The following is an 18,116-nucleotide window of genomic DNA, read 5'->3' as shown; positions in this document are numbered from 1 at the left end:
TTCAGAAAAAAATCAACAAGATTTCGGCGGCTGCCAGATAGAATTGAGAATATCTTTATTGTAAAAGATGCTTTTATAAAAAGTCTGTTTGGATTTAATAATCGGGTTGGATTCTTTGTCAGACAACTGAAACGTAAAGGGTGTCGCAGGTGTACATACGATGATAAGATGTGCTGCGTGGGAAACAAACGGCAACTGCTGATCTTTGGTATAATCTGAATCTTTTACCGGATTATCGTAATGGATTTTGAAGAATGAACCAATGGTGAGTTTCGGATTCTCCTGTTTGTGTTCCAAATAATGCTCAATAAGAACCGGAATTTTCAAAAACTGATAGAGCTCGGTTGTAGAAACCAAGTATAAACTAAGCAATAGTATCGAGATCAGTTTTTTCACTTATGCAAAATTATAAAATGTTTCGTTAAGAATGGTTTTAAATTATAGTCTGTCTGATTTTTTTTGCTTAGGCACAGATGATTGATTGATTATCCGTTATTAATCACATTGATTGTTAATGATGGATCGCTAAGGTTATTTTTATTTAAATCATTCTTTCAAAAGCTGTTCAATTTCCTGATAGAATGAGTCTTTGCTGTAATCTGCCATTCCGGAATGGTGCATTCTTATCTTCCCTGTCTTATCTAAAATAACGGTTGTAGGAAGGGAGCCGCTGTATAATTCTTTGGGAATACTGCTGTTTGGAACCAGAAAGGGAATGCTGAATTTTTCTTTCTGCAGATATTTTTTACCCAAAATTATTTCATCATCAAGATTTACGGTAAGAAATACCATATTTTCGTTTGATCTGTACCGGTCATATAGTTTCTGAACCGAAGGAAATTCTGCGCGGCATGGAGGACACCAAGAAGCCCAGAAATTGATGAAGACTACTTTTCCTCTGAGCTGAGAAGTTTCAGTTATTTCTCCGTTTTCATTTTTCACACTGAAATTTGGCGGTACAAGTGAAGATTCTTCTGTTTTTTCTTCGATTTTCGAATTGAATAATCCTGTGGAAATCATTTGTCTCATCACCCATGCTTTTGCATCGGGATTTACCCATAAAAGGATGAGTACAGCAATCATAATCACTGTACTCCAGTTTTTTCTGATCCACAGAAGAGATTTCTCCATGGTTTATTGTGTAATCTGTTTTCTTACCTCATCTTCGGTTACCAATCCCAGATTATCCCAAACGATTTTATCGTTTTTATAGAGTTTGAGCACCGGAAGTGCAGAAACACTGAGTTGTTTACAGAGTTCTGTGTTTTCATCAACATTGATTCTTACGATCTTTACTTTATCCGGCATTTCGGCAGCCATTTTTTTGAGGAAAGGTTCCATTTTTTTGCACGGAGCGCACCATTCTGCATAGAAGTCTACCAAAACGGGCGTTTTGCTTTTCAACAAATCATTGTATTGTGTAAGAGTGATTCCTTTTGCGGTTGAAGTTTTGATCTCGGGAAGATCTGCGTTTCTCCATTTCATCATTCCGCCCTGCATTTCGTAGACGTTTTTATAGCCTAATTCTCTTAGTTTTGCGGCGGCGGCGGTACTTCTCGGCCCGCTCATACAATAAACGAAAACAGGTTTGTTTTTATCTAAAGCGGCGGCTTTTTCTATGAAATCTCCTCCGTTCCAGTCGATATTCATTGCGTTTTTCAGATGTCCGTTTTTAAATTCTCCGGAGGTTCTTACGTCCACTAACTGTGCGTCTTTGGTTTTATCGAGTTTCTGAGAAAATTCTGTTGCGGAAAGTACATTATCTGTTATACTTTGTGCTTTTCCGCATCCTGTAATGACTACTAAAAATAATGCAATGATGATGTTTCTGTACATTTTAAATGTTTTGTTTTATTAATCTTTCCAATTCGTCTGCCTGAAATACTCCGGACTGTTTCCACTTCACTTCTCCGTTTTTAAAGATCATTAAGGTGGGAACGCTTCTGATTCCGAATTGTGCGGCAACTGCCTGATTTTTATCGACATCTATTTTGATGATATTTGCCGAATCTCCGATTGCTTTTTTAAGATCCTGAAGAATGGGAGCCTGCATTTTGCACGGACCGCACCATTCTGCGAAAAAGTCTACCAAAACGGGTTTGTCCTGACTGATGATTTCCTGAAATTTGTTCATATTCTATTTTGTTTATTAATGGTTTTATTTGATTTCTTCATATTCAATTTCATCATTAATCTGCTTAGGATTTTTGGTGGAAACCGAACAGCTTCCTCCTGAACAGCATCCGATATTCAGCAATGGCATCACTGTAAAAATCACTCCTGTAATAATCAGAAACCACATTCCTGATTTTACCGCTTCAATGGTGAGGAATATTCCCATTGCCAATCGCAGAAGTCTTACAAAGTTCCAGTTTTTAAATAGATTTTGAAACATTTTTTGATTTTTTATTTTACCGTAGATTTCCTTCTCATTGAAAATCAACCTATATTTTTGATTTTCTGCATTGTTTTTACTACATTTTCTAAACTTCCGCCATTCACCACATTTGAAATACCGTTTTTTTCCAGTGTTCCTTTTGCCATGGCGCTTCTGTTTCCGCTTCTGCAGAATACAATGATCTCGCTTTTGTTTTTAAACTTTGAAATCTGATTTCTAATTTCGTTCAGTGGAATATTCTGTGCGCCTTTTACACTTCCTGAAGCGAATTCGGAAGGAGTTCTCACATCAACCAGAAAAGAATTGTTTTCCAATGCATTTTCCAGTGTGGAGTTATCTTTTTTGCCAAATAATATGGATAATAAGTTCATTCGTACATTATTTATAAGGACAAATTTCAGGATTAAAAAACTGTTTTATTGCTACTTTTGTTACATAAGTATTTTTCTAAATTACTCTGATAAAAGATTTACGAAAAAAAGCCACAGATTCCGAAGAACCGTGGCCTGAAAAATAGATTTTAGAGAAGATTATATGATGATAGAATTATGCAGTTACTTCAATTGCCTGCTCTTTCTTTTTAAATTTCTGAAAAAGGAAGATATTCCAGAGAATCATCTCATAACCGTAAACCGTATCTTCAATCGGGATGGTTAAGATCCTGATTCCCAGAAAATGTTCCGGATTATAATTTACGATCGGAGAATCCAGTCCTGTACCGGTAAGAATTCCGTTGACACTTAAAAAACCGGGCATTAAAATCAAATAAATAAAAGAGGCTTTGCCAATCCATCTTGCGTTTAGTATGAAATACAGTACAAACATACTGATCGCCGTCGTTAAGCACGTCATAAACGGATAGATTCTGTCTCTACAGTACAATGTAAGAATAATTAAAGTAACGATAGAAAAAATAACAAATATTTTCTCCATCTCCGGTTTCCAGTCGAGCTTAAAAAATTTATCGAGACAAAAATAGGTAAACATGCAGGAGAAAGGGATACAGAAGAAAAAAAGTATTTCTTCTATCGGCAGGTTAACAATTCTGAATCCTATAAGATATTTATCGTTAAACCACCACACTCCTATTTTGGTAAACCAGATGTCCCAAATTATAAAAAACAGGGCTACAATAGAGGAAGCAAGAATAAATGCTTTAAAATGTCTGTTGAATTTTATCTTATGATGAAAGGAAAAAATGAAGCAGACAATAATTGTAAAAAAATTAACTAACAGATAGGTATATTGCTGCATTTTCAGGTGGTTTGTTTTTTAAAATACATTTTGAAATACTTTACCGGAACCCAAAGAAATCCAAAACACTCCCCTCTTTCTTTTCCTGTATGTTTATGATGCTGCTTGTGCGCTCTTCTGATCGCCAAAAGATAAGGATTCTGCGTATTTCGAAGAACTTTAAAACGCTGATGAATAAAAATATCATGGACGAAAAAGTAAGCCATTCCGTACAGGGCAATTCCGACTCCGATGTAAAACCAGTGGTTAAAATTCTGCATGGTTCCGTAATACATCAGAACAATCGTAGGAACAGCGAAAATAACGAAGAAATAATCGTTTTTTTCCAATGGTCCGTCGTTGCTGTGATCATGATGATCTTTGTGAAGTGACCACAAAAAACCGTGCATCACATATTTATGGATAATCCACGTCATTCCTTCCATAATAAAGAATGTGGCAGCTACAATTAGAAAATTCATTATTTGGCTGTATTTTTATTAAACATCTCTTCCAAAATCTTATATCTGTACGTGAAAATATCTTCCACTTTTTTCTTTACCAATACAGTGTGTGCAATTTCTCCCAAAAATCCCAAAGGCAGTTCGTAATCCACCGTATCTTTCATAAAAATACCATTTTCATTGGGAATAAACTCGTGATGATGATGCCACAGCTTATAAGGTCCCTGTTCCTGAAAATCCGTAAAACTCTTCTGATAATCTACCTGAATAATTTTCGTTCTCCACTTCATTTTTATTCCGAACAAAGGAGAAACATAATAATCGATGTTCATTCCTTCGTAGATTTCGTCGTTTTCCATTTTGGTGCGGACAACAAAGTTCATCTCTTTAGGAGTAATTTTGGAAAGATTGTTTGCCGAAGAAAAAAATTTCCATGCGGTTTCGATATCACAATTCAACTGCTGCTCTCTGTATAATCTATGTCTCATTATTAAGGGTATAAAGTAAATGTATCTACAAAAAAGATGTTTTATATTGTACATAGCTGCTCATCATCAGAGAAAGTTTTCTTCCGTTGGATATTCTTATTCTCTGGTTGATAATTTTGGTAGCGGATGTTTTTTTAATCTTTCTGAAAAGCGAAATATAATATCTGTACGCCAGATAAACGCCGAATCTTGAGGATGGAGGAAGCTTTCTGATTCCTTCCAGCGCAATTTTGAACTCTTCTTCAATTTCTTTTTCAATCTGTGCTTTTACTGCATTATCAAAGTATGAAATATCAACATTCGGGAAGTAAGAACGGCCTAAAATCTGATAATCATCTTTCATATCGCGAAGGAAATTCACTTTCTGAAAAGCCGATCCTAATGTCATGGCGTATGGTTTCAGCCTTTCAAATTCATCAATATTTCCTTCTGTAAAAATATGAAGACACATTAATCCTACCACTTCCGCAGAACCCAGAATATATTCTTTATACAAATCTGAATTATAATCAATCTTCTGGAGATCCATTTCCATACTTTTCAGAAACTGATGAATCAGCGCATGATCTATTTTATATTGATGAACGGTTTCCTGAAAAGAGTGAAGCACCGGATTCAAAGAAATTTTATCTTCCAAAGCACAGAATGTTTCTTCTTTATATTTTGAAAGAAGTTTCTGCTTATCATGATCATGAAAACTGTCTACGATTTCGTCGGCAAGACGCACATAACCATAAATAGCATAGATAGGATTACGAATTTTCGGAGAAAGCGCCATAATTCCTAAAGAAAAACTGGTGCTGTACTGTCTGGTTGTTTCCCTGCTGATTTTATAAGACAGGTCATCAAAAAGTTTTTTCATAGTTAATTCAATTTAATTACTTCTCTGGCGACTATTTTACCTGATATAATGGACGGCGGAACACCGGGTCCCGGAACCGTTAGCTGACCTGTATAAAGAAGGTTTTTAACTTTTCTGTTTTTTACAGATGGTTTTAAAACTGCAGTTTGTGATAAGGTGTTGGCAAGACCATACGCATTTCCTTTATATGCGTTATAATCTTTTTTAAAATCTTCTACGCAGTAGCTTCTTTTGTACTCTAATTTAGCAATAAGATCTGAAGTTCCGGTATGTTTTTCCAGTCTTGAGATCATTTCAAGGAAATATTTTTCTCTCATCTCTTCAGAATCTTTAATTCCCGGTGCAACAGGCATCAGAAGAAATACGTTTTCTCCGTTTTCCGGTGCGGTATCTTTATCGGTTTTAGAAGGGCAGCAAGCGTAAAACAATGGTTTGGTAGGCCATTTTTTATCTTCGTAAATTTCATTGGTATGAAGTTCAAGATCGTTTTCAAAAAATAAAGTGTGATGTGTAAGATTGGGAATCTTTTTGTTAAAACCTAAATAATAAATAAGACATGAAGGAGCAAATACCCTTTTTTCCCAATATTTTTCGTCATAATTTCTGTGAGATTCCGGAAGTAAAGTTTCGGTATGCTGATAATCTGATGAAGCTATAACTGTTTCGAATCTTAATTCCTCACCGTTTATTTTCAGACCAACCGCTTTATTGTTTTCAAGAATAATTTTTTCTACATTGGAGTTGAAATGGAAGTGCACTCCGTTTTCGGTAGCGATCCGCATCATTGCCTGTGTAACTTTTGCAAAACCGCCCATCGGATACCATGTTCCCAATTTGTAGCCACCGTAATTCATTAAACTGTAAAGAGCCGGAATATCTTTTGGTGCTGCTCCTAAAAAGATTACCGGAAATTCCATGAGCATGATAAGCTTAGGATTTTTGAAATATTTTCTTACAAAGCGCTGAAAATTCGTCAATAAATCTAATTTTAAAGCGCTTTTTGCAATTTTTGGAGAAACAAATTCAAACCATGAATGGCAGGGTTTATTAACAAAATCTTTCATGCCGACTTCATATTTGTACTGTGCGTCGTTCATAAACTCGTCAAGTTGCTTTCCTGCTCCTTTTTCAATGCTTTCGAAAAGGTTTTTCATCTCTTCATAGCTTTCCGGAATTCCCATCACTCCGTCTGAAAATACCATTTCAAACTGAGGATTTAAAGAAATAAGGTCATAAAAATCCGAAGATTTTCTTCCGAAATCGTTGAAAAAAGCTTCGATAATATCGGGCATCCAATACCAGCTTGGCCCCATATCAAATACGTAACCATTATCCGTTGTAAATTGTCTGGCTCTTCCTCCCACTCCACTGTTTTTTTCGAAAACATGAACTTCGTATCCGTCTTTGGATAAATAGGAAGCCGCCGACAAGCCGGAAAATCCTGAACCGATAATTGCTACTTTTTTGCTCATAGTTTTAGTTTTTGAATGTGTATTCCTGATAAACCGTATTAATAAGATCTTTGCTATCAATATTTCTGGAAAATATCGGATGATGAAAACGATCAAGTTTGTTCAGAATACGTATAAGTTCCATTTTTTCTGTATGATTTAGGTTTCCTGCAACAATATTTGTAGCAGCGCGGATCTTCTCCATTTGTTTTTCCAAAGCCAGTCTCCCTTTTTCTGAGATGCTGATGTACTTACTTCGCTTATCGTCATCAGATTCGGTCTGCTCAATCCATCCCTGTTTTAATAATCTTGTAATAATGAGCATTCCCGCAGGTTTTTCCTGAATATTTTTTTTAATCAGCTCTGTTTTGGTCATTCTTCCAAAAGCTCTCAGATTAATCAGATATATAAATTCTTCCTGCGTAGAAAATTCGGAATCGGCTATTGCAGATTTAGAATAAGTTTTTGCATATCTGTTGAGATGAACCAAAAGCGTATTAATGGCACTTTCAGGACTTCTTCCATTCTCTTTTCCTTCCCAATAGGGTTCTGTCTCCTTATTCTTATTTTTAGAAGATTCTTTATCAGATATCCAAGCTTTAAATCCTTTAACATCTTTAGAATATAAATTTCCTGAATTTTCTGTTTCAAATTCTTCTAATAATCCTATTATGTCTTTAATCAAAGAATATTCCATTTTATAAAAATTAGTATACAAATATACTATTTAATTTAAAGTAATAAATATTTATACACTTAAATATTTTTAATTATCTTTAAAAATTATTAGATCTGGGTATGGAAAATAATTCTGATGCGGAAAAAGCAGTTTCTGTTGATTCTAAAAAGTATATTGATGATTATCTGCATTCCTGTGTAAAAAAAGAATTCGGATTGGATATCTTTTTTGGTGAAGAATATGAAATAATGCGGAATATTGTTTCCAATAAATCTATGATTGTCCCTACATTTTCCGATTCCATTATAGAAAATACCAAACTTCATGCTTTTCTGAAAGCTCATATTGCACACCTCAACAAGAAAATGTTTGCTTCTGAGATTTTCTAGAAACAACAATTGAAAACACTAAACTTATGAAAGGCGTTCTGAAAATTTCAGAATGCCTTATTTATTTCCAACCCCAAAATTCCCGATGTAAAACATCTCAATTCTGCATTGTTTATCTCCTGAAACAGTTCAGAAAAATCCCAATTCAATTTTTCAAAAAGATAAAACAAAACAGAAAGACAAAAGCTCAATTATGTTAAGTTTAAAAAATAAATAACTGAAATTCAAAATATTAAAATAAAATAGATACACAATAGGTAGGCTGTTTTTGTCTTTGAACAGGTTTGTTTTCGTTCCTTTGAACCAGAAAACATAATCAGTTCCAATTGTCCCGTTTTATTTATCCATCTGCAAAAAACTTTTTTAAAATGAAAAAAGTTTTTACTGTTTTTATATTACTGCTTGTTCAGTTCTGTCCTTCTCAGATTTTCGTATCAGAAGGAACATATATTTATGCAGAAAAAGAATCACTATTCGACTCAGTTATAACAAAAGTTCCGATAGATCATAAATTATCTGTTAAAATTTCGTCTGAAAAAAACAGCAAAAAAAGTCTCAGGGAAAGAAAAACAAAACATAAAGGTATTTCCAGAAAACTTGATTCGGTAAATAAAAGTACAGCAGGAAAAAAAATAGAAAACAAAGAATCTTCCGAGGTAAATTTTAAAGATTTCCCCAATACAAACAATCACTTTCAAACAACTAAGAGACAAAATTACGCTGTAACATCTACGCAGGTTTTTAAAGTTATAGACATAGCTGTAACAAAATATCTTGTAAACCAAGATTATGATTACAGTGAAGTAAAAATTTTAAACTCAAAAATTTTTCATTTTTTCTCACAACCAGCCAACGTATGTTTTTCTGTAAGACCTCCTCCTATTCTTTCAATATAAATGAAAAACAATTTGATGAAATATTTTGGTGACTATAACCAATAAATAAAATTTTTAAAATAATGAAATTCTTTACAATTTTTTATAGAAAACATCAAAAATTCAGCTTTGCTTTATTTTTGTTGTTATTGCTTTTAAGCAACATAAACAGCCTGAAAGCAGCGACTTATGATGTAAATAACAATGGAGACGGAACTGGTTCCTCAACAGTAAGAACCTTAAGATACTGCATTACACAAGCTAATTCGAATCCCGGAGCTGATATCATTACTTTTAGTGGATTAGGAACCGGGACTCATACAATTACTTTAACATCATCTCTACCTGATATTACTGGGCAAGTAAGTATTCAAGGATATACCGCAGCATCTGCAGCTCAAGGTCCTTTAGGGCCATCAAGTAGTCGCAGTATCAGAATTCAGATTAATGGAAATGATATTAGCTCCCATATGTTTGCGTTTGTTGGCGGGTCAGACGGATCTTCCATCAGTGGTTTGGCAATGTATAATACCAAAGGAGCTTGTATTTTCGTACCGGCGAATATTAATGGATTGCATATTTGGGGAAACTATTTTGGATTGCTTGGAAACGGCAGCGTTAGTGCTAATCCAGCCGATACCAGATTAGAATCATCAGCTCTGTTCTTTGGCTCGACTTCTGCAACTGCAACTATTTCCAATCTAATTATCGGAACTAACGGTGATGGAGGATCAAATGGTGGTACAAATGATGTTAATGAAGGCAATGTTATTGCCAATACTTATCGTGATGCGGTTGCCGGCGGTAGTGTTAACGGAATATTTTTTTATGGAGATGTGGGTTTAACATTAAACAACAGCAAAGTAGCAGGTAACTATTTCGGACTTTTGCCAGATGGCACAACAGTTTCGCCAATCGGACAAAACGTACCTGCTGCTGAAGGATGCCCAATTTCATTTATTGGTACAGTAGGAACCAATGTAACAATAGGAACTGATGCTAATGGTATATCTGATGCAGCGGAAAGAAATATTATTTCCGGAAGCACTATTTATGGGATTCAAATGGAAAGTGCAAGCGGAATCAACATTGCAGGCAACTATATAGGAACCGATTATACAGGTACAGTGGCAAAGCCGAATGCCACTAGAGATGGCTTTTATCCAGCAATTAATATTCAGCAAAGAGCCGGATTATTTGCACCTAATAATATTGTTGTAGGTTTCGATGACAGAATTCATACTGCTGTTGATGCCCCGTTTGTAAGAAATGTAATTTCTGGTAATGGCGGCAGAGCTGTTGTTGCTGCTACTCTTGCAGGTGCAACTTTAGCTACAAGAACAAATAATATTGTCGTTGCAGGTAATTATATAGGAGTTGATGCCACAGGAAACACAGCATTACCAAACGGAACATTCGGTACAGCACTAACTTTTAGTACCGGAGCCGGAGTAAGCTTAAACAGTGTTACAAATTGTAGGATAGGAACCGACAGTGATGGTGTTGAAGATGCGTCCGAACGAAATATAATTTCCGGAAATCTTAATGGAGCCGGAGTTTACTTAGCATCCAATAACTTTGCGGTAAGTAATAATATTGTTGCTGGAAACTATATAGGTGTAGGAGCAAACGGAACAACCGCTTTAGGAAACGGAAATGCAGGAGTGTATATAAACTCAAATGGAAATGGGGCTAACAATAATATTATAGGATCTAATGATGATAACACAAGGGATGATATTGAAGCTAATATTATTGCCAATAATGGATATAAATCCGGAGCAACGATACGTGGCGGTGTGATGATTACCAATAGCAGTAGTGTCGCTACCAATGCATCCAACAACAACAGGATTTCGAGAAATGTTTTTTATAATAATACGGGGTTACCTATAGATCTGGCAAGTTGGAACGGAACTGCGAATGATTATGGCGTATCACCCAATGATGGTGTAACAACAGCCAATCAGCCTAATTTATTACTGGATTATCCTGTAATTACTGCTTATAGCATTACATCCGCTACAACTCTGGATGTTTCAGGATATATAAGCATTTGTAATGGAAATGAATCTACAGCGGGGGCTACCATTGCAGGAAATAAAACCATTCAGTTTTATAAAGTTGCTGATGATGGCGACCAAAATGGAGCAATTACAAGTGGACTCTGTACCAGAGTAACCAGTCATGGTGAGGGAGTTCAATATTTAGGAAGCATTACAGGAGTTGCAAATGCTTTTAGTAATCAGACGTTAACATTTGTTTCAGGAGCTACATTTTCATCAGGTGATAAATTAGTAGCAATTGCGATCGATGCTAATGGAAATACTTCAGAATTTGGAGCTGCGGCAATAATTGCAGATTTAGCCGTAACAAAAACGGTAAACAGTCCAACAGCAGGAGTAGGAAGCAATGTAATCTTTACCATTACCGCAAGTAATGTAGGTCCGGATTCTGCAAGTAATGTTGTAGTAAATGATATTTTACCTTCCGGTTATACTTTCGTAAACGCCACAACTTCTACAGGAACTTGGACAGCTCCGAACTGGACTATTGGAAACCTAACCAACGGAGCTAATGCAACACTTACCATTACAGCAACTGTAAAAGCAGGAGGAAATTATTCTAACACGGCTACAATTAGCGGAACATCTACACAGGCTGATCCTGTTTCCGCAAATAATTCTTCAATAGCAACAGTAAATCCAGATTCTGATGGAGACGGAATTCCAGACAGTACCGATGTAGACGATGATAATGATGGAATTTTGGATACGGCAGAGTGTAGCGGAAGCACCATTCTTAATAGTACTTTTCCAACTACAGGTGGTAATACAGATACAGTACCTGACTGGACTGTTGATGGTACATATGGTGGTACTTGGGGTTCAGGTACGGGAAGAGTTAATCTTAACACCAATGGCCTTGAATTCAGAAGAGATGCAGGAACTACAACTACTTTATCAAGAAACATATCCAGTGTTTTCGGTACTACTTTTATCAATCTGAACAATTTGTATTGGTTTAGAACCACACAAGGTAATAATACAGGAGGTTTTAGCTTCACCGTTTCGTATGCAGGAACAGTTTACGCAACAATTTCATCCGCTACTGTTAATAATACAACATCGCCTATAGTTACAGCTAATAACGGAGCATCTGTAAATATAGCTTCTCTTCCGTTAGTAACATCAAACTCTACAAAATCTGCGAACAGCAATCTTATTATTGCTTTACCAAACAGCACTCCTGTTTCAGGGGATTTGGTATTTACTTTTATAGCTAACAGTGACGGTTCTCAAGTAAGAGATCTTGGAATGGGATCTGTAGTAATAAACTCATGCAGTGATACTGATGGCGACGGTATTCCGGATTATTTAGACTTAGATTCTGATGCAGACGGCTGTTCTGATGCAGGTGAAGGAAGTGCCGATATTGCCAATTCTGAACTGGTTACAGCAGGAGGATCACTCAGCGGAGGCAGCACAACCATAAACCAAAATCTCTGTGCTTCTGCAACATGTGTAAGCACAACAGGAATTAATATTGGCCTTCCGCAATTTTCATCATTGCCTACAGGATATAGCAATGCAACGGGACAAAGCATAGGAAGTTCTCAGAATACAATGGTAAAAGGATGCATTTGCTATGAAGATCCGACTTTAGTAGCGGGACAAAATTATCCTGTAAAGCAGGGAATTACAGTTTTGGGCAGAGCCGGAGGAAGCAATGCAAGCTGGCCGATGATCAGAAATTCAGCGTATACTGCACTAGAAGCCAAAACAAAAGGTTTCGTCATTACAAGAAACTCCAGTCCGGAAACTACGATTGCCATTCCGGTTGTCGGAATGATGGTTTTCGATACCGATGAAAATGCAGGTGCAGGATGCATGAAAATTTATATGGGAGCTGGAGCCGGCGAAGGCTGGAAATGTTTCAGCACACAAGGTTGTCCTTAATTCACTCATTTTTTGCAACCGTTTAAATGATGATTTATCCGGTTGCTTTTATTATCGTTTTTATTAATTTAAATTTTAAACAATGAAAAAGACCGCAATTATATTATTCGTTTTCATATTTGGAAAAGTTTTTTCGCAGGTAAGAATAGGATCTGCAAATTCTGTAGGAAATGTCAGCAGCACTTCCGTTCTTTTAGAATTCGGGACAGATAACGACAAAGGTATTATTCTTCCTTATACAGAAACCTTACCTTCAGGAACCAATAATTCTAAAGGAGGAACCTTTATTTTTGATGTTACTTCAAATACAGAGTATAAAATAAAAGTTAAAAATGAAAATACAGGCTGGACAGATCTAAGCGTTCGTTCCGGCTACTCTACCGTAATAGAAAATACAGTAAAAACACCACAGGCATTACCTTTAAATGATTTCAACGGAGCAAGGGCAATTATCGGAAATTCAGGCACATCTACGGACGGTGTTCTGGTATTGGATTCCCCAAATAAAGCATTGGTTTTACCAATAGTCTCCAATTTTACCAATATTAAAAACCCGTCTCCGGGAATGATGGCATTTCTTAAACATCCAACAGATGCAACGAAACACCGACTGATTATTTTCAACGGACAGAAATGGACGTTTTGGAAGCCTTAAGAATAAATCCAGTATTTTTTATAATTAAACAAAAGTACGTTTTAGCTACTATTAAAGCGGAATTTTACAAATAAGAGAGCAAACATACATTTAAAAAACATTCATATAAAAATGTAGAATCCTGATAGATCGATATTTTTTTCACTATATAAAAATATTGCTCTTATTTTGGTCATTAAATCAAAAATTAACAAAACTTGAACTTTAAAAATATTCATATTGGCTCGCTCATCAATCAGAGGATTATTGAGACGAATATAGATCTTACAAGAATTTGCAATTTCATGGGTAAGACAGAAAATGAAATTGAAGAAATGCTGACTTCAGAAAGCATAGATGCAATTACCATTTTGAAATGGTGCAAACTTCTGGAATACGATTTCTTCAGGATTTACAGCCAACATTTAATCCTGTACTCTCCACCTACCTCCGCATTGAATCTGATAAAAAAAACAACCCACAGATCCAGCCTTCCTTCTTTTCGTAAAAACATCTATACCAAAGAAATTATAGATTTTATTCTGGATCAGATCAATTCCGGAGAGCTTAGCAGAAGTCAGGTTATCGAAAAATACGGCATTCCCAAAACCACTTTATACAAATGGATTAATAAATATGAAAAGATTAATAAATAGATTCAATTCTTAAATAAAAAAGCCCATAATTATGAAGGAAATCCAGCCCAATTATAAACTTATATTTTCAGATATTCTGGAGAAAAAACATCCTGAAAAACGTAAAGAATGTGAAAAAATTCTCAGAAAAAAAACATTGTCAAGTTTTGATATCATCAACCTCAACACAATTATTTTCGGGAAAGAAGTTCAGAAAAAAGACGAAAATCAAAAGCACAAATCCTATAAGAGGTCTGATATAAAAAAAATTATAGAATACCAGAAAAAAAATAATCTGAATAATATTGAAACTTCCCTTCAATTTAAGATAAGCAGAAATACAATTTACAAATGGAAACTTTACGAAAAAAAGAATCTGATTTAAAAAAAGTTTCGTAAAACAAAAAAATAAAAACTGATTTTCAAAACATTACAGCAAATAGATACAGAATAGATGCCTATTTTTTTTGAGCTATCACAAAAGATTATTTTTCTTTGCAAACAACAAAAAGCAGGTAAAACACAAATGAATCCAATAATCACGGTGCAAAACTTTTTTCATTTCCGAAGAAAGTTTTGCTTTTTATAAGAAGGTTTTTTAATGTTTTAAAGAAAATTATTTTCTGAAAAATGGATAAAAATTCTGTCTGAAAAAAAAAGAAAAATGTACTTTACGTTTTTCTGTATTCACGAAAATCAAATCTATTTAAAAGAATATCCGGAAAGGACAGGTTTAATAATCTGTCTTTTTTTTAAATTATAACTGAATACTGTTAATTTTAAGTAATTTTATTTTGTGATGATTGTACTAATTTATGAATTCAAATAAAGCATTATTTTTTTTAGTCATTTTACTCTTTTCAAATTTTGTTTTGGGTCAAAAGTCCAAAAAGCAACTTGATTCCCTTTTCAGCCGTCTTTTGGTAATGCGTTCTGAAGGAAAACTGAACGAGTCTTTGGTTGTATGCAGAGAATTAATTTCAGGATATGAACGGCTGAAAGACGAAGAGAAAGCTCTAAAAACCTACATTATTGCAGCCAATGTATCGAGTAACCTTTATAAAACAAAGGAAAGTCTTGCTTTTCTGGATATTGCCGCAAAAAAAAATGAAGCATTGAATAATGACGATGTTTTCACAAAAATAAACGCTGAATATGGAAGAAATTATAAAAATCTCGGATTTTATGAGCTAGCTCTGGAATATTACCAAAAAGCGATAGATGCCGCAAAAAAAAGCAACAGCAAGCCCAATCTGGAGTATTGTTACAGTCTGCGTTCCGTTGTTTATGAAGAGCAAAAAAATTACTCCAAAATGTATTCGGATCTTTTTAAAGCCCACGAAGCAAATCCTTCAGCATACACCGCTTCAAGACTCGCCAAATATTTTACATCATTCAAAAAAAATACAGATTCTACAAAATTCTATTTGGATCTGGGAGAAAAATTCGATCTTTCTAAAAAAATAACCTCGTTCGAAAGATCAATCTTAGACCGGAACTGGGGAAGATATTATTTAGAAAAGGGAGATTATAAAAATGCAGTTTCCTATTTTGAAAAATCTCTTGAAATTTCCAAAAAGCTGAACAAACCTCAAGATATAAAAGATACCCACAGACTTTTGGCGGATGCTTATAAACTGATGAATCAGCCAGATAAAGCTACTGAAAGTTTAGAAAAATATACCACGATTAACGACAGTCTTTCTGTTGAAAAACAAAAAATACAGGATTTCCCCGTAAAAAAAATCATTCAGGAAAAAGAAATCAGCAATCAGAAAACGTACACCAAACTGTATTTTTTCATTGCTTTGACGATTCTCTTATTTATAGCGATATATCTTTATACTTTAAAAAAACATAATACCCGAAAAAGAGAAAATATTGCACTGATAAATACAAAAGAGGAAGAAAATCTGCAGCTTCAGCAAAAGGTAAATGAATCTTTTGAGGATATCATCGAGCTTGCCAAAAGCAACAGTCCAGAATTTTTCACCCGTTTTCAGGAGGTTTATCCTGAAGTTGTGAATGAACTGCTGAAGATTGATCCCAAATTAAGGGTCTCAGAACTCACTTTATGCGCTTTCATCTATTTGGGTTTTAACACAAAAGACATTGCAGGCTATACGTTCCGAACTGTGAGTACTGTACGAAACCGAAAGCATAACCTGAGAACCAAACTGAATATTCCGGCGGAAGAAACTACGGAATTGTGGTTTAAAAATCTTGGAAAAAAACTGTACTGATTCTAAACATATTAAACCAAAACTCCTCAAGCTTTTGAGGAGTTCAATAGAAAAGTAAAATGGGTGAAAAAACAAGTGTATCAATAATTTTAATCAAAATCAAGTAATCCGTCCGTGAGAATCTTCCACTGCATTTTCCCGAATCCGAAAATTCCGCCTAAAGCAATAAAAAAATTTCTTACTTTATCCCAAAAAGACGCATTGAAATTAGGACTTTCGTTCCTGCCGTAGATTGCGGCTTTTAAAATATTGCCTTCTCTGGAAATCAGCATGTTGGATGTTGCTGCAGGAGTATAAAAATGGGCAATATGACTTTTCAGCTTATTGGGCTGTTTGGAAGGTCTGCACATCATCAGATACGATTCATGTCTGTCTGTATCCCTGTGAGAAATATTGATGATCTCCACCCAATCATATCCTTTAGCTTCCACCGTTCCGGGACCCGGAATGGAAATTCTTATAAAATCACCTTTTCTGGGAATTCGGTCTGCAACGTTTCCGGAAGCATCAAAATGTTTAAAATCAGCAGAAGCTTTACCAGAGTATTCTTTCCAGCGATTGATGGAGAAAAAACGTTCTTTAAGAACAGCAAATTTTGAATTGATTTCTAAAATCTTACACTGTTTGGTACTTTCTGTATCGTGGAATCCGCCTTTCTTCTGGATCGGAACCCCCGGAATCTGTTTCGGCTTCATACTTCTTTCTTTGTGATTATTTACAAATTTAAAAATCTGGATATTAAATCATTATGAGCAGGATCATAGTAAATTTAAATAATCGAAATTTTCCTTTTCAAACATTCAAATAAAAATATCCTCAAAATCATTTTACAGATTCTGAGGATCTTCTTAAAAGTTCTTTTTTGATCTTTTCTATTTAACAGCCATCATCGCTTTTTCGGATTCCATCAAATGATGTTCCAGCGTTGGAAGCGTTGCGCTTGCAAAAGATTTTAATGATGCCTCAGAACCTGCCGAAGCTTCTTTTTTAAATGCCGCAATATCTTCTTTATGATCGCTTACCATAAGATTTGCATACGCTTTATCAAAATCTTTTCCTTTTTTGGTTTTCAGATCGTCATACATTTTCTGTTGATCGGCGTCCATAGCAGTCGGTAAAGTATAACCTACCGTCATTGCCCATTTTTTTAGTTCTTCATTAGCTTTGGTGTGATTACTCACCATCATTTCTCCCAAAGATTTTACGGTAGCACTTTCAGCATTGGTTGCAGCCAGTTTTCCCAGCATCACTTCCATCATTCCGCCTTTTGCAGCGGCATCGGCAAACATTTTGTCCTGATCGCTGAGAGAAGCAGAGGCGTTTACCGCAGGTTGCGCTGCAGTTGTAGCAGAATCGTTGTTCATCATTCCGGAATCTGCAGGAGAAGTCATTGCTGTGCTGTCTGTAGAAGTATCTACATTTGTCGTTTCATTTTTTTTACACGCTACCATTGCTGCGATGGCAAGAATACTTAAGATTGAATTTTTCATAATGATATTATATTTGTGGTTTGATTTTCGGGATATTTCTTTAATTGATTTCTAATCTGTAACAATTTGTCTGCCAAAAACTTAAAATAAATCCTGATATTAAAATAACGGATACCACAGTTTTTGATTAAGGCTAAATATTTTTCAGAAAATCATAAACTGCTGATCTCGGATTGGGAAGAAGAAGGAAAGGAATAAGGTGAAATATGATGCTTCAGCTCGAAACTGAATTCCGGAAACTGCTGTTTTCAATGGTTCCGTTGCTTGTAATATAACCTACTGTGGAATGGCTGCTGTTTTCAATGGTTCCGTTGCT

21 protein-coding genes are annotated in these 18,116 nt (G+C 35.2%); 7 read left to right on the top strand and 14 right to left on the bottom strand.

Annotation, left to right across the window (positions count from 1 at the left end):
• Positions 1 to 12 precede the first annotated feature (12 nt).
• The 12 genes from H6W52_RS15165 to H6W52_RS15110 all read right to left on the bottom strand — a co-directional run bounded on the left by H6W52_RS15165 (position 13) and on the right by H6W52_RS15110 (position 7,593).
• Positions 13 to 396 carry a hypothetical protein gene (locus H6W52_RS15165; RefSeq protein ID WP_087711133.1) on the bottom strand — a complete coding sequence of 128 codons (384 nt, stop codon included), beginning with the start codon at positions 394 to 396 and terminating at the stop codon, positions 13 to 15.
• Between the two features lie 150 nt (positions 397 to 546).
• The gene (locus H6W52_RS15160) at positions 547 to 1,131 is read right to left on the bottom strand and encodes a TlpA family protein disulfide reductase (protein ID WP_116099600.1); all 585 of its coding nucleotides are present in this window, start codon (positions 1,129 to 1,131) and stop codon (positions 547 to 549) included.
• Between the two features lie 3 nt (positions 1,132 to 1,134).
• A complete protein-coding gene (locus H6W52_RS15155; protein ID WP_185216787.1) occupies positions 1,135 to 1,836 on the bottom strand; it encodes a thioredoxin domain-containing protein in 702 nt (233 codons plus the stop codon).
• A gap of 1 nt (position 1,837) precedes the next feature.
• Positions 1,838 to 2,134, bottom strand: a complete 297-nt coding sequence (trxA, locus tag H6W52_RS15150; RefSeq protein WP_116099601.1) for a thioredoxin — start codon at positions 2,132 to 2,134, stop codon at positions 1,838 to 1,840.
• A 24-nt stretch (positions 2,135 to 2,158) separates the two neighbouring features.
• Complete coding sequence (locus H6W52_RS15145) at positions 2,159 to 2,395, bottom strand: hypothetical protein (protein WP_123892013.1); 237 nt, start codon at positions 2,393 to 2,395, stop codon at positions 2,159 to 2,161.
• Between the two features lie 44 nt (positions 2,396 to 2,439).
• Complete coding sequence (locus H6W52_RS15140) at positions 2,440 to 2,769, bottom strand: rhodanese-like domain-containing protein (protein WP_116099603.1); 330 nt, start codon at positions 2,767 to 2,769, stop codon at positions 2,440 to 2,442.
• A 175-nt stretch (positions 2,770 to 2,944) separates the two neighbouring features.
• On the bottom strand, positions 2,945 to 3,652 hold the full coding sequence (locus H6W52_RS15135) for a lycopene cyclase domain-containing protein (protein ID WP_116099604.1): 708 nt from the start codon (positions 3,650 to 3,652) through the stop codon (positions 2,945 to 2,947).
• Positions 3,653 to 3,654: 2 nt separating this feature from the next.
• Positions 3,655 to 4,113, bottom strand: a complete 459-nt coding sequence (locus H6W52_RS15130; RefSeq protein ID WP_116099605.1) for a sterol desaturase family protein — start codon at positions 4,111 to 4,113, stop codon at positions 3,655 to 3,657.
• On the bottom strand, positions 4,113 to 4,583 hold the full coding sequence (locus tag H6W52_RS15125) for an SRPBCC family protein (protein WP_087711149.1): 471 nt from the start codon (positions 4,581 to 4,583) through the stop codon (positions 4,113 to 4,115). The genes H6W52_RS15130 and H6W52_RS15125 overlap by 1 nt, the downstream gene beginning before the upstream one ends.
• A 25-nt stretch (positions 4,584 to 4,608) precedes the next feature.
• On the bottom strand, positions 4,609 to 5,445 hold the full coding sequence (locus H6W52_RS15120) for a phytoene/squalene synthase family protein (RefSeq protein WP_108410405.1): 837 nt from the start codon (positions 5,443 to 5,445) through the stop codon (positions 4,609 to 4,611).
• A gap of 2 nt (positions 5,446 to 5,447) precedes the next feature.
• A complete protein-coding gene (locus H6W52_RS15115; RefSeq protein ID WP_185216785.1) occupies positions 5,448 to 6,917 on the bottom strand; it encodes a phytoene desaturase family protein in 1,470 nt (489 codons plus the stop codon).
• A gap of 4 nt (positions 6,918 to 6,921) precedes the next feature.
• The gene (locus H6W52_RS15110; RefSeq protein WP_116099606.1) at positions 6,922 to 7,593 is read right to left on the bottom strand and encodes a MarR family winged helix-turn-helix transcriptional regulator; all 672 of its coding nucleotides are present in this window, start codon (positions 7,591 to 7,593) and stop codon (positions 6,922 to 6,924) included.
• Positions 7,594 to 7,694: 101 nt separating this feature from the next.
• On the opposite strand from H6W52_RS15110, the gene H6W52_RS15105 reads away from it, so the two are divergent.
• The 7 genes from H6W52_RS15105 to H6W52_RS15075 all read left to right on the top strand — a co-directional run bounded on the left by H6W52_RS15105 (position 7,695) and on the right by H6W52_RS15075 (position 16,310).
• Complete coding sequence (locus H6W52_RS15105) at positions 7,695 to 7,964, top strand: hypothetical protein (protein WP_116099607.1); 270 nt, start codon at positions 7,695 to 7,697, stop codon at positions 7,962 to 7,964.
• 368 nt (positions 7,965 to 8,332) lie between these two features.
• Positions 8,333 to 8,860 (top strand): hypothetical protein, encoded by a 528-nt coding sequence (locus tag H6W52_RS15100; protein ID WP_123892014.1) that lies wholly within the window; start codon positions 8,333 to 8,335, stop codon positions 8,858 to 8,860.
• 62 nt (positions 8,861 to 8,922) lie between these two features.
• Positions 8,923 to 12,798, top strand: coding sequence for a DUF11 domain-containing protein (locus H6W52_RS15095; RefSeq protein ID WP_116099609.1), 3,876 nt, complete (start codon positions 8,923 to 8,925; stop codon positions 12,796 to 12,798).
• Between the two features lie 82 nt (positions 12,799 to 12,880).
• Entirely contained in the window at positions 12,881 to 13,453 is a 573-nt protein-coding gene (locus tag H6W52_RS15090; RefSeq protein WP_087711162.1) for a hypothetical protein, read from the top strand.
• 197 nt (positions 13,454 to 13,650) lie between these two features.
• Complete coding sequence (locus H6W52_RS15085; RefSeq protein ID WP_116099610.1) at positions 13,651 to 14,088, top strand: helix-turn-helix domain-containing protein; 438 nt, start codon at positions 13,651 to 13,653, stop codon at positions 14,086 to 14,088.
• A gap of 31 nt (positions 14,089 to 14,119) precedes the next feature.
• Positions 14,120 to 14,452 carry a transposase gene (locus tag H6W52_RS15080; protein WP_087711166.1) on the top strand — a complete coding sequence of 111 codons (333 nt, stop codon included), beginning with the start codon at positions 14,120 to 14,122 and terminating at the stop codon, positions 14,450 to 14,452.
• 487 nt (positions 14,453 to 14,939) lie between these two features.
• Positions 14,940 to 16,310, top strand: a complete 1,371-nt coding sequence (locus H6W52_RS15075; protein ID WP_185144436.1) for a tetratricopeptide repeat protein — start codon at positions 14,940 to 14,942, stop codon at positions 16,308 to 16,310.
• 89 nt (positions 16,311 to 16,399) lie between these two features.
• On the opposite strand, the gene H6W52_RS15070 is transcribed toward H6W52_RS15075, so the two are convergent.
• Both H6W52_RS15070 and H6W52_RS15065 read right to left on the bottom strand, forming a co-directional pair.
• Positions 16,400 to 17,005, bottom strand: coding sequence for a hypothetical protein (locus H6W52_RS15070; RefSeq protein WP_116099612.1), 606 nt, complete (start codon positions 17,003 to 17,005; stop codon positions 16,400 to 16,402).
• Between the two features lie 177 nt (positions 17,006 to 17,182).
• A complete protein-coding gene (locus H6W52_RS15065; protein ID WP_116099613.1) occupies positions 17,183 to 17,800 on the bottom strand; it encodes a DUF4142 domain-containing protein in 618 nt (205 codons plus the stop codon).
• Positions 17,801 to 18,116: the final 316 nt, after the last annotated feature.

The sequence above is a fragment of the Chryseobacterium sp. C2(2020) genome, from assembly GCF_014218915.1.
In the GTDB taxonomy this organism is placed as follows: Bacteria; Bacteroidota; Bacteroidia; order Flavobacteriales; family Weeksellaceae; genus Chryseobacterium; species Chryseobacterium mucoviscidosis.
Note: the sequence above shows the minus strand (reverse complement) of the source record. Positions and strands in the feature narration are given on the sequence as shown.

Coding starts and splice junctions, on each gene's coding strand:
- H6W52_RS15160 (WP_116099600.1), bottom strand. CDS start 1,131: ATGGAGAAATCTCTTCTGTGGATCAGAAAAAACTGGAGTACAGTGATT.
- H6W52_RS15155 (WP_185216787.1), bottom strand. CDS start 1,836: ATGTACAGAAACATCATCATTGCATTATTTTTAGTAGTCATTACAGGA.
- trxA (WP_116099601.1), bottom strand. CDS start 2,134: ATGAACAAATTTCAGGAAATCATCAGTCAGGACAAACCCGTTTTGGTA.
- H6W52_RS15145 (WP_123892013.1), bottom strand. CDS start 2,395: ATGTTTCAAAATCTATTTAAAAACTGGAACTTTGTAAGACTTCTGCGA.
- H6W52_RS15140 (WP_116099603.1), bottom strand. CDS start 2,769: ATGAACTTATTATCCATATTATTTGGCAAAAAAGATAACTCCACACTG.
- H6W52_RS15135 (WP_116099604.1), bottom strand. CDS start 3,652: ATGCAGCAATATACCTATCTGTTAGTTAATTTTTTTACAATTATTGTC.
- H6W52_RS15130 (WP_116099605.1), bottom strand. CDS start 4,113: ATGAATTTTCTAATTGTAGCTGCCACATTCTTTATTATGGAAGGAATG.
- H6W52_RS15125 (WP_087711149.1), bottom strand. CDS start 4,583: ATGAGACATAGATTATACAGAGAGCAGCAGTTGAATTGTGATATCGAA.
- H6W52_RS15120 (WP_108410405.1), bottom strand. CDS start 5,445: ATGAAAAAACTTTTTGATGACCTGTCTTATAAAATCAGCAGGGAAACA.
- H6W52_RS15115 (WP_185216785.1), bottom strand. CDS start 6,917: ATGAGCAAAAAAGTAGCAATTATCGGTTCAGGATTTTCCGGCTTGTCG.
- H6W52_RS15110 (WP_116099606.1), bottom strand. CDS start 7,593: ATGGAATATTCTTTGATTAAAGACATAATAGGATTATTAGAAGAATTT.
- H6W52_RS15105 (WP_116099607.1), top strand. CDS start 7,695: ATGGAAAATAATTCTGATGCGGAAAAAGCAGTTTCTGTTGATTCTAAA.
- H6W52_RS15100 (WP_123892014.1), top strand. CDS start 8,333: ATGAAAAAAGTTTTTACTGTTTTTATATTACTGCTTGTTCAGTTCTGT.
- H6W52_RS15095 (WP_116099609.1), top strand. CDS start 8,923: ATGAAATTCTTTACAATTTTTTATAGAAAACATCAAAAATTCAGCTTT.
- H6W52_RS15090 (WP_087711162.1), top strand. CDS start 12,881: ATGAAAAAGACCGCAATTATATTATTCGTTTTCATATTTGGAAAAGTT.
- H6W52_RS15080 (WP_087711166.1), top strand. CDS start 14,120: ATGAAGGAAATCCAGCCCAATTATAAACTTATATTTTCAGATATTCTG.
- H6W52_RS15070 (WP_116099612.1), bottom strand. CDS start 17,005: ATGAAGCCGAAACAGATTCCGGGGGTTCCGATCCAGAAGAAAGGCGGA.
- H6W52_RS15065 (WP_116099613.1), bottom strand. CDS start 17,800: ATGAAAAATTCAATCTTAAGTATTCTTGCCATCGCAGCAATGGTAGCG.